The organism is Brooklawnia sp. (genome assembly GCF_032229645.1).
Taxonomy (GTDB): domain Bacteria; phylum Actinomycetota; class Actinomycetes; order Propionibacteriales; family Propionibacteriaceae; genus Brooklawnia.
The window spans coordinates 1-10,745 of sequence record NZ_JAVTWX010000062.1 but is presented as its reverse complement, the minus strand read 5'-3'; the positions used below and the strand labels follow the sequence as shown (position 1 = coordinate 10,745).

Genomic DNA, 10,745 nt, shown 5'->3' with positions numbered 1-10,745 from the left:
ATCGCCTGCGTGATCACCTCGTCGACCTCCTCAACGGTGGTCGCCTTCAGCCCGACGCAACCCAATGCCTCGGCCAACAGCGGGAAGTTCGGCACCTGGTCGGTCTTGAGATCGGTGTTCGAGTAGCGGCCTTCGTAGAAGAGGGTCTGCCACTGACGGACCATTCCCAGCACGTTGTTGTTGATGACCGCGATCTTGATCGGAATATCGTTCAAAGCGCAGGTAGCCAGTTCCTGATTGGTCATCTGGAAGCAGCCGTCGCCGTCGATGCCCCACACGACCTTATCGGGCATTCCGACCTTGGCGCCCATCGCTGCCGGCACGCAGTATCCCATCGTCCCCGCGCCGCCCGAGGTCAGCCAGCGGCCCGGCTTGGTGAACGGCAGGAAATGAGCCGACCACATCTGGTGCTGACCAACGCCGGAGACGAAGATCGCGTCATCGCCGGCCATCTCGCCGATACGCTTGATCACGTACTGCGGGGTGAGTCGACCATCGGTGCTTTCGGTCCATCCGACCGGATAGCGCTGCTTGAGCCCTTGCAGATAGTCGATCCATCGCTGGTAGCTGGGGATCTTCTCATGCCGCAAGGCGTCGACCAGTCCCGACAGGAAGACCTTCGCATCACCAACGACCGGCACGTCCACGACCCGGTTCTTACCGATCTCTGCGGGATCGATGTCGGCGTGAATGACCTTGGCATCGGGGGCAAACGAGTCAAGCCGGCCGGTGACCCGGTCATCGAAGCGCGTGCCGATCGCGATCAGCAGGTCCGACTTCTGCAAGGCCGCCACGGCCGAGACACAACCATGCATGCCGGGCATGCCCATGTTGAGCGGGTCGTCGTCCGGGAAGACACCGCGCGCCATCAAGGTAGTGACGATCGGGATGTCGGCGAGTTCGATCAGATCGGCCAGTTCCTGCCAGGCGCGGGCCCGCACCACGCCGCCGCCGATGTAGAGCACCGGGCGCTTCGCCTCGCAGATCAGTCTGGCGGCCTCTTTGACCTGCCGATTGTGCGGCTGCGTGTTGGGCTTGTAACCCGGCAGCTTCAGCTCGTCGTCGTAGTCGAAGGGCGCGCTGCCTGCCAGAGCATCCTTGGAGATGTCGACCAACACGGGTCCCGGACGACCGGTTGCGGCGATATGGAATGCCGCCTTGATGGCCTCCGGGATGTCCGCGGTGCGCTTGATCAAGAAGTTGTGCTTGGTGATCGGCATCGTGATACCGCGAATGTCGGCCTCTTGGAATGCGTCGGTTCCGATGAATGCCGAATTGACCTGTCCGGTGATCGCGACCATCGGCACCGAGTCGAGATTGGCGTCGGCAAGCGCAGTGACCAGGTTCGTGGCCCCCGGACCAGAGGTTGCGATACACACCCCGACGCGACCCGTGGCGACTGCGTAGCCCTCGGCCGCATGTCCGGCGCCCTGCTCGTGGCGGACCAGGATGTGACGAATGGACGAATCGAAGAGCGGATCATAGGCGGGCAGGATCGCGCCGCCCGGAATGCCGAAGGCTACTTCCACACCGCAGCGCTCCAATGACGCGACGAGCGCCTGTGCTCCGGTCATGATCGGCAGATCGGCTGGCTGGATTGCCATCGGCGACTTCCTTCCTGTGTGGTGACGGGTCTGATGCAATAAAAAACCCCCGCTGCCGCGATGGCAGGCGAGGGAGCGCTTCGTCGGTTCTGACGAAGCGCTAGTTAAGTACGAGACCCTGTCGGTTATGCACGTAGTAATACTCGCACGCAGAGCCAAACGACGCCAAAGCCGTCTCGCATTGCGAACACGTTACAGCCGCCGGAGGCGGAACCCGGAGACCGATGACCGCCGGGGGCACACTCTCAGGCCAGCCGGACCGGGAAGCCCGCCGTGTCGAGGGCCACTTTGACCTCGCCGACCGTCAGCACACCGAAATGGAAGACGCTCGCTGCCAGCACCGCGTCCGCGCCGGCCCGCGCCGCGTCAACGAAATGGCTGACCGTACCCGCACCGCCGGAGGCGATCAGCGGAACGTCGATCACCTCGCGAACGTCGGCGATCATCTCAAGGTCGAAGCCGTCGGTGGTACCGTCCGCATCCATCGAATTGAGCAGCACCTCCCCGACACCGCGCTCGCAGGCCTCCTTGACCCATTCGATGGCGTCCAGGCCTGCTGAGGTGCGTCCACCATGAGTGGTCACGCCGTAGCCGGACGGCATTCCCGGCTCACGCCGGGCGTCCAGGCTGAGCACCAGCACCTGGTTGCCGAATCGTCCGGTGATCTCGTCGATGACCCCGGGACGAGCGATGGCACCGGTGTTGATGCCGACCTTGTCCGCACCGCAGCGCAGCAACGCGTCCACGTCGTCGACACTGCGGATGCCGCCTCCGACGGTCAGCGGAATGAAGACCGATTCGGCGCACCGGGTGACGACCTCACGGGTAGTCTCGCGTCCCCTCGACGACGCGGAGATGTCGAGGAAGGTGACTTCGTCGGCGCCCTGCTCGTTGTAACGGGCGGCCAGCTCGACGGGATCACCGGCGTCCCGCAGGTTCTGGAAGTTGACGCCCTTGACCACCCGACCGTCGGTGACGTCGAGGCAAGGAATCACACGAATAGCCACAGCCATAGGGCAAAGGTTACCGTCGACGCCTCTGGGGTCCGCGTCAGTCGTCGTCGGGGGCGAAGTCGGCGATATCGCGGCGCATCACGTTCACCAGCCGGCGACATGAGGCGGCCAGCGTCCCGGTGCCGGGCGCCTGGGCGATCTGGCCCGCCAGATCGATGACCTGACGCACCCAGCGAACGAAATCTCCTGCCGGCAGCCCGCTGGAGGCCAGCACCTCGGCCAGACTCATCCCGGATGCCCACTGGTAGGCGGCCTCTGCGAAGCCGATATCGGGAGCCGGCGTGCGATCGACACGGTTGTCCCGCTCGACCATCCCCAGATCGCGCCAAAGCTTGCGCACCCGGCTCTGTGCCTGCTCACTGGCCGAATCGGGCATCCGATGCGGCTGGCCTTGCCGGTCACCGCGCGATTCGAAGACCAGGCCCGACAGCACCGCCGCCAATGCGGGCACCTCGAGATCATCGAAGACTCCCTCGACGATGCTCTCGGCCACCAGCAGGTCGAGCTCGTTATAGATGCGCGCCAGCATGGCACCACGCTCGGTCAGCGTGTCGCCTTCCAGGTAGCCGAGCGAGTCGAGCACCCCGCAGATCCGGTCGAAGCGGGTCGCGATCGACTGCGCGCGAGCCCTGGCCTTCGCCCTCGTCCGCTGATGGCCGCGACTCAGCCGCAACGCCTGCTCGGCGGCCCGGGCATGCTCCTCGCGATCGGGGCAATCGTGACAGGGGTGGGCGCGCAGCTGCGCGCGCAGGTCGGCGATTTCGGTGGCCAGCTGAGCATCGGCGGGTGCGCGGCCGGCCCGCATCGGGCGATCTCCCAGCGATTCGGCCCGCGCAACCAGCGAGTTGCCCAGCTGCCGGCGATCAGCGGCCGAGCGCACATCGAACTTCCTCGGCACCCGCACCCGCGAGGTCGCCGAGACGGGCTGATTGACATCATTCTCGGTCAACTGGACGATCTGGCGTGCCAGGGTCATCACGGTCGGCCACTGCTGCTGACTCTTGACCGGTGTGATGAGCGCCGCCCAGCCCTGGTGTTTGCCCGACGGAACCCAGAAGACGTCGCCGGTCGCCAGACCGGCCAGCGCATCGGCGATATCAGCCTTGTGATCGCGCTTGCGTTCCTTCGCGACTTCGGCCTCCAGCGCGCCGATGCGGTCACGCAGTTCCGCGTACTCGCGGAAGTCTCCGCGATCGCATTCGGCCCGCCGCCAGAAGACCTCGGCCTGCTCGTCGTCCCGGGAGGCCTGGCGGGCCAGCGCCACCACCTTGCGGTCGGTCTGGAACTGCGCGAAGCTCTGCTCCAGCAACGCGCGGGCCCGCACCCGGCCGATCGAACCCACCAGGTTGACCGCCATGTTGTAGGTCGGTGCGAAACTCGAGCGCAGCGGATAGGTACGTCTGGACGCCAACCCCGCCAGCGCGCGCGGATCCATTCCCGGCTGCCAGAAGACCACGGCGTGGCCTTCGACGTCGATGCCGCGCCGGCCCGCCCGTCCGGTCAGCTGGGTGAATTCGCCCGGGCTCAGCTCAGCATGGGTCTCGCCGTTGAATTTCACGAGTTTCTCGACGACCACGGTGCGCGCCGGCATGTTGATGCCCAGCGCAAGGGTCTCGGTTGCGAAGACGACCTTCACCAGGCCTTGGACGAAGCCCTCCTCCACGATCACCTTGAAGACCGGCAGCAAGCCCGCGTGATGGGCAGCGATGCCGCGTCCAAGGGCCTCGACGAAGGTGTCCCAGTCGAGCGCCCGCTTGTCGGCAGCACTGAGTGCGCCCGCATGCTGCTCGGCGATCTGCAAGAGCCGCTCGCGCTCCGCGCGATCGGTGAGCCGAACGTCGGAACCCAGCAGTTGCCGGACCGCCTGATCGCAGCCCTGTCTGCTGAAGATGAAGAAGATCGCGGGCAGCAGGTCTTGTTGTGCCAGCGCCTCCACCGCACCGTCGCGCCTGGGCGGGCGCACCACCTGGCCCGAGCCGGAACCGGCGCGCTGCCTGGCCTCGATCTTGCCGCGCACCCGGCGGCCGCGTGCCTGCCTCGAATCGTCGCGCATCGCCCGGGATTCGGCCTTCGCCAACCGGAGCAACTCCGGATTCACATCGGCTCCCGACTGCGGCAGCGGTACCGCAGTGGGCGCCTGACCGGCGAACAGGTCGTGCAGCTTTCGTCCGACCAGCACATGCTGATAGAGCGGGACGACCCGGCGTTCGCTGACCACCACATCGACCTCGCCGCGCACCTCGTCGAGCCATTCGCCGAATTCTTCGGCGTTGCTGACGGTGGCCGACAACGCGACCAGTTGCACCGAATCTGCCAGTCCGAGAATCACTTCTTCCCAGACGGCACCGCGGAAGCGATCGGCCAGGTAGTGCACCTCGTCCATGACCACGTAAGACAGACCCGACAGGGTGGCCGAACGCGCGTAGATCATGTTGCGCAGCACCTCGGTGGTCATCACCACGATCGGCGCCTCGGAGTTGAGCGAACTGTCGCCGGTCAGCAGCCCGACGTTCTCGGCGCCGTGCCTGGCCACCAGGTCATGGAACTTCTGGTTGCTCAGAGCCTTGATCGGGGTGGTGTAAAAGCACTTTGTGCCTTGCCGCAGCGCAAGCCAGCAGGCGAACTCCCCCACCACGGTCTTGCCCGACCCGGTCGGCGCGGCCACCAGCACGCCGTGCCCACGAGCGAGCCTCAGGCAGGCGTCCTGCTGGAAGTCGTCGAAGGAGAAGGAGTAGCCGGAAGCAAAATCTGCGACCAGCTGATTCGGCGCTGCGTCCGCTTCAGTCATCATCGCCTACCACGATAGTCAACACGCCCGGCCGGCAGGAGATGCGCAGCGGCGCTGTGCCGAGATCTTCGCCGTCGGCCATCGGCACCAGCCCGTCCCCATCGACGATCACCTCCCGAGCACGCAGCTGGGTGATCGCCGGATGCCGGACGAAGCCACTGCGGAAAAGCAGCGGGAACAGTCGGATCAACGTCCAACGACTGACCGGCCCGATCAGCATCACATCGAGTAGACCGTCGGTGACGTCTGCCGCCGGGCAGAGATGGACCCCACCGCCCGCATATCCGGCGTTGCCGACAGCGACCAACACGGCACGAGTGTCCAGCTGTTCGCCGTCGATCGTCAGCCGGTAGTTCAGCGGACGAAGCTCAGCCATCTCGGCCAGCAACGCCCAGGCGTACGACCGGATCCTGGCATGATTCACCCGGTGATTGACTTTCGCGTCATAGCCGGTCGACACGATGGAGCCCACATAGCGCTGCTGCTCACCGCCGGTGAGTTCACCGGTCACCAGCGACAGATCGATGGTCTTGGTGCGCCCGGCGATGATCGCCTGAACGGCCTTGCCGAGCCTTCTCGGGATGCCGACGCCACGGGCGAAATCGTCACCGGTACCGATGGGAATGATGCCCAACTGAACGTGACTGCCGGCACAGGCATTCAGGCCCAGGTTGGCCATCCCGTCGCCGCCCATCATCACCAGCAGATCGGGACGCCCGCCGTCTTCGGCGGGAGCCGAGTGCGCGACGGCCGCGCGCGCTTGCTTGCGAGCATCGTCATAGGATTCGGTGCGCACCACGCGGACATCAGAATCGGGCAGTCCGGCCTGCAAACGCGCGCGCACCCTCGGAAGCAAGCGATCCGCCAGCCCTCGCCCCGATCGGGGATTCACAACGATGGTTACGACGTGCTGCCGTCGCACAACTGGCGTCATGGCGCAGGACTCTACCGTGGCGGACAGGCGCCAGGACAGCCGACCAGACCACCGGGGCTCTGCACGGCGATGGCTGATCGTTGCGCTCACAGTTGCCCGGAGCGGTAGATTTGGCGCTTGTGGATCTCCAGCTGAGCGCTGATGCCCTTGATGCGTCCAAGACAAGCGCACTGGCGCGAGGCAAGTTACTGGTCACCGACCTCGAAGTCCTGACCGTCACGCCGACCAGTGCCGTGATCAGCTGGGTCACTCACGCCGCCAGGCTCGGCATGGCCATTCCCAGACCGATCGCTGCGGGAACCGAGGTCGCCATCGGCCCGGTCGGCGGCCCGATGCAGCTGGTACATGAGGATCCGACACCGCGGGTCTACCACGTGGTCGAAGTCACCGGCTTGGAGCCGGGGCGCAGCTACCAATTCCGGGCGTCGTCCGACGGACAGCTGGCTGCGGCAGCGCTTCGTCCGACCCGCATGGTGGGTTGTTGCGAGCACACCCGCCAATTCACCACCCTGACGCTGCCGCAGGGCCGGTATCTGACGACGGTTGCGGTGGTCAACGACATTCATATCGGCGAGCGCCGCCAGGGCATCGTACTGGGTGCGCTGCCGACATCGGTGACCCCTCCCCCGGATCAGGCGGATTACCCGCGGATGATGTGCGCTGGCGCACTCGACGAACTGGGCACGCGGCATGGTCGTCCGATGCTGATCGCCAACGGCGATATCACCTACGACAACTCCCCCGAACAGAACCTCATCGCCCGCGAACTGCTGGACGGCTACGGCACCGAGAACATCGACTGGATCGCGACCCGTGGCAACCACGATCATCCTCGGCGCGAGGACGACCCCTTCGGGGACTATTTCGTCGGCTACCAGCAGGCCCAGTCCGTCCACGAGGCCAGCGGGCTGCGGGTCCTGGCGATGGATTCGACCCGCGGGTCGGGCGGCGGCTGGATCACGCCGGGCCAATATGGGCAGATCATGGCGGAGTTGGAGTCCGATCCCGGACGCCCAACCCTGGCCGCGACTCACCATCCGGTGACCACCGACGCGGCTTGGTCGTCCGCCTCGGGGCCGCAGTTCATGCTTCGCGGACGCGACCGGCTGAAGCTGCAGCTGATCGAACGTCAAGCGCCCGGTGTCTTTCTGCATCTTGCTGGTCATACCCATCGGATGCGCCGTGACCGTGCCGATCTGGCCGATACCAATGCGCATTACCTGGAGAACGCGGCCTGCGCTGCCTACCCGGGTGGCTTCACCTTGGTGCATCTCTTCGAGGGCGGCTATCTGGTGAACTTCTGGCGGTTGAACGATCCGGCGGCGCTGCGCTGGATCTACCGTAGCCGCTGGCAGTCGCTGGGCATCGGCGCGCACCTGATGCTCGGGTCGACGGCCGATCGCAACCACCGGGTCGATGTCGATCTTTCTGGTCTCACACCTAGTGGACGACCGGTTCCAGCCGAACTCGTCTGCTGAATAAGCGCCGTCCGATAGCGTTGGCGCATGGTTGACCCACAACTCGTCCGATTGCGCCTGCTCGCTCAGGGCCTGGTGAATCCTGCCGCCGAAAGCCCCCGCGACGTCGTTGCCGGCCTGGGCGCCATGCAGGGTCAAGACCTGCCAGGGGTCATCTCGTCCATCGCCTTGCGCCTCGGGTCGTCACCCGACCAGAGTCTGATTGAGCGTGTCATCTCCGGATTCAACGACGGCGCCGTTGTACGCGGCTACCCGATGCGCGGCACCGTCTTCGCCGTCGCGGCCGGCGATCTGGCTTGGATGACAGAGCTGTGCGCGTCCGGACCTTTGAAAGCCCAGACCAGACGCCGTTCTCTTCTCGGATTGGATCAGACTCAGGTTGACCTGGCCCGCGAGCTTCTTGAAGGCTCGGCGGCGGCCACCCCGCAAGGCATCAGCCGTGCCGATCTTTTCGCACTCTGGGACGAAGCCGGCATGAGTTCCGCAGGTGGCCGCGGATACCACGTGCTCTCTCATCTCATCGCGCATCGCGTTGCCTGCTACGGCCCCTGGAACGGCCAGGACAACAACGTCGTGCTCGCACAGACGTGGCTACCGCCGGACTCGACGATCACCGATCGCTTCGACGGCGACAACGTGGCAGCCACCGCCGCCATGCTGGTGCGCTACCTGACCGGCCACGGCCCGGCCACCCTGCGCGACTTCTCCTGGTGGACGAAGCTCTCCCTGGTCGCTGTCCGCAAGGCGTTCACACTCGTCGAGGACGATGTCGAGACTCATCGGTCGCTCGATGATCCGGCCGGGGAGGCACGCTACTTTCGTCCGGGACTCATGGACGAAGCAGCCCTTGTCGGCGCCGGCCTCGACGCAACCTATCTGCTCCCCGGCTTCGACGAAATCGTGCTCGGCTACCCCGACCGTCTCGTCCTGCTGCCCGACGAGCACCACGGCCACCTGGTACCCGGCAACAACGGCATGTTCCAAAAGTGCATCATTCGCAAGGGCAGCATCATCGGCACCTGGAAACGTGGTGGGCGCCCCGGTAAACGCACCTTCGAGATCAACGCTTTCATGCCATTGTCGAAGGCTGTGGCGCGGGAAGCCGAAGAGGTAAACCGGCGATTCCCGCACGCGACCAGGCGCGCCGAAACCACCGAAACCTAAGGACCCTGAATCCCCTGCTGAGCCGCCAAGACCTGTAACTGAGCCAGGCTCACTACGCCGGCACTGGACGTGCGCAGCACACCGTCGCCAAGACTCACCAGCTTGGCGCCGGCTTCCTCGAAAGCCTGCAACTCGTCCGGGCTGATGCCGCCCTCCGGACCGATGATCACCACGACCTCGCCGTCGGCGGGCAACTCCACTGCGGCCAGCGGCACGGTGGCCTCCTCGTGGGCCACCAGCGCCAGACTCGCGTCCAGAATGAGCGCAACGACATTGTCGGTCGACGCGTACTCCACCGCAGGCACCCTGAACCGGCGCGACTGCTTGGTAGCCGCGCGGGCCACCGCCTGCCATTTGGCGACGCCCTTGGCAGACTTGTCCGGGATACCGGGGCGGGCATCCCATCGGACGACGCAACGCGACGCCTGCCAAGCGACGACGCGATCGACTCCGAGTTCGGTCAGCGATTCGACGGCGATCTCGGAACGGTCCCCTTTGGCGAGCGCCTGCACGGCCGTCCAGCGATGCCTGTGCTGCGGCGCAGCGAGTACCCCGTCCACCCGCACGACCACGCTCTGCTTGCTCGCTTCGATTACCTGTCCGCAGATAGCACGCCCGGCACCATCGGCGACAAGCAGCATCTCGCCCACCCGGGTCCGTTTGACCACCGCGGCGTGACGCCCCTCGTCGCCTGTGACCTCGATCAGATCTCCAGGAGCCGGATCCGCGCCGAGGTCGGCGAGATAGAGCGCATCGGTCATCAGCTGAAGGCGTCCTTTAGCCGGTTGAAGAAGCCCTTCTCCTCCGGCTTTGTGAGCACCTCCGGGCCGCCCTCGCCGCGCAACTGAGCCAGCTGAGCCAGCAACTCGCGCTGTTCTGCGTCCAACTTCGTTGGCGTCTGAACCAGCAGTGTTACGCCGAGATCGCCGCGCGGTGTCTCGCCGCGACGGTTGGCCCGAAGACTCGGCACGCCGTGGTCCTTGATCACCAGCCGGGTGCCCGACTGGGTACCTGCCGGCACATCGAGGTGCACCCGGCGGCGCTCCTCGGGGCAGTCGGGCAGCTCGGATTCGAGGGTGTCGATGTCGACCTGGGTGCCCAACGCGGCCAGCGCCATCGGCAGCCTGACGACCATCTCCAGATTGTCGTGGTCGCGGCGGAAAACATCATGCGGCAGCACCTGGATCTCGACATAGAGGTCGCCGGCAGGCCCGGCTCCGGGGCCGACCTCGGCTTGGCCCTGCAAGTGGACGCGGTTGCCGGTGTCGACACCGCCGGGAATCTTCACGTTGATGGTGCGCTGCTGGGAGATCCGGCCGTGACCGGAGCATTCCGGGCAGGGCTCGGGAATGATGTTGCCGAACCCCTGACAGGCCGGGCAGGGCTGTGAGGTTCGGATCTCGCCCAGGATCGAGCGCTGCGAGACGATGACCTCGCCGCGTCCTTGGCACTGAGTACAGGTGACCGGTTCGCGGTTGTCCTTCGATCCCGAGCCGTTACATTCGTCGCAGATCAGATAGGTGTCGAAGGTGACCGGCTTGGTCACCCCGAAGACCGCCTCCGGCAGGTTCAGCCTGGTGCGGATCAGCTGGTCCTGGCCGCGCCGTACGCGTGACTTCGGCCCGCGACTCGTGGTGGCCTGACCGAACATCGCTCCGATCAGGTCGCCGATGTCGAAGCCGTGTCCGCCGTATGAGCTGAAACCGGAGAAGCCAGCCATGTTCGCGAACGGATCGCCACCGGCGGCACCATGACCCTTCGGGT

At 65.8% G+C, this 10,745-nt stretch carries 8 protein-coding genes; 2 read left to right on the top strand and 6 right to left on the bottom strand.

What is annotated here, in order from left to right; translation table 11 throughout:
- The 4 genes from AAFP05_RS04245 to AAFP05_RS04230 form a co-directional block, all read right to left on the bottom strand.
- Positions 1-1,604: acetolactate synthase large subunit (locus AAFP05_RS04245; protein WP_341728612.1), on the bottom strand; the 1,604-nt coding region annotated here is incomplete at its 3' end.
- Positions 1,605-1,849: 245 nt separating this feature from the next.
- Positions 1,850-2,617, bottom strand: coding sequence for an imidazole glycerol phosphate synthase subunit HisF (hisF, locus tag AAFP05_RS04240; RefSeq protein WP_341728611.1), 768 nt, complete (start codon positions 2,615-2,617; stop codon positions 1,850-1,852).
- 37 nt (positions 2,618-2,654) lie between these two features.
- Positions 2,655-5,405 (bottom strand): DEAD/DEAH box helicase, encoded by a 2,751-nt coding sequence (locus AAFP05_RS04235; RefSeq protein ID WP_341728613.1) that lies wholly within the window; start codon positions 5,403-5,405, stop codon positions 2,655-2,657.
- Positions 5,398-6,339 carry a diacylglycerol kinase family protein gene (locus AAFP05_RS04230; RefSeq protein ID WP_341728610.1) on the bottom strand — a complete coding sequence of 314 codons (942 nt, stop codon included), beginning with the start codon at positions 6,337-6,339 and terminating at the stop codon, positions 5,398-5,400. Before AAFP05_RS04230 ends, AAFP05_RS04235 begins: the two co-directional genes overlap by 8 nt.
- A 119-nt stretch (positions 6,340-6,458) precedes the next feature.
- Between AAFP05_RS04230 and AAFP05_RS04225 the strand changes: the two genes are divergently transcribed.
- Positions 6,459-7,817, top strand: coding sequence for a metallophosphoesterase (locus AAFP05_RS04225; protein ID WP_341728609.1), 1,359 nt, complete (start codon positions 6,459-6,461; stop codon positions 7,815-7,817).
- A gap of 27 nt (positions 7,818-7,844) precedes the next feature.
- Positions 7,845-8,981, top strand: a complete 1,137-nt coding sequence (locus AAFP05_RS04220; RefSeq protein ID WP_341728608.1) for a winged helix DNA-binding domain-containing protein — start codon at positions 7,845-7,847, stop codon at positions 8,979-8,981.
- Here AAFP05_RS04220 and AAFP05_RS04215 read toward each other — a convergent pair.
- Entirely contained in the window at positions 8,978-9,742 is a 765-nt protein-coding gene (locus tag AAFP05_RS04215) for a 16S rRNA (uracil(1498)-N(3))-methyltransferase (protein ID WP_341728607.1), read from the bottom strand. The two genes, AAFP05_RS04220 and AAFP05_RS04215, sit on opposite strands and share 4 nt — an antisense overlap.
- Positions 9,742-10,745, bottom strand: a 1,004-nt coding sequence (locus tag AAFP05_RS04210; protein WP_341728606.1) for a DnaJ C-terminal domain-containing protein, incomplete at its 5' end; no start/stop codon positions are given. The genes AAFP05_RS04215 and AAFP05_RS04210, both read right to left, overlap by 1 nt.

What these genes read in the sequence shown, in the direction of transcription:
- hisF (WP_341728611.1), bottom strand. Translation starts at nt 2,617, where the DNA reads ATGGCTGTGGCTATTCGTGTGATTCCTTGCCTCGACGTCACCGACGGT.
- AAFP05_RS04220 (WP_341728608.1), top strand. Translation starts at nt 7,845, where the DNA reads ATGGTTGACCCACAACTCGTCCGATTGCGCCTGCTCGCTCAGGGCCTG.
- AAFP05_RS04235 (WP_341728613.1), bottom strand. Translation starts at nt 5,405, where the DNA reads ATGACTGAAGCGGACGCAGCGCCGAATCAGCTGGTCGCAGATTTTGCT.
- AAFP05_RS04230 (WP_341728610.1), bottom strand. Translation starts at nt 6,339, where the DNA reads ATGACGCCAGTTGTGCGACGGCAGCACGTCGTAACCATCGTTGTGAAT.
- AAFP05_RS04215 (WP_341728607.1), bottom strand. Translation starts at nt 9,742, where the DNA reads ATGACCGATGCGCTCTATCTCGCCGACCTCGGCGCGGATCCGGCTCCT.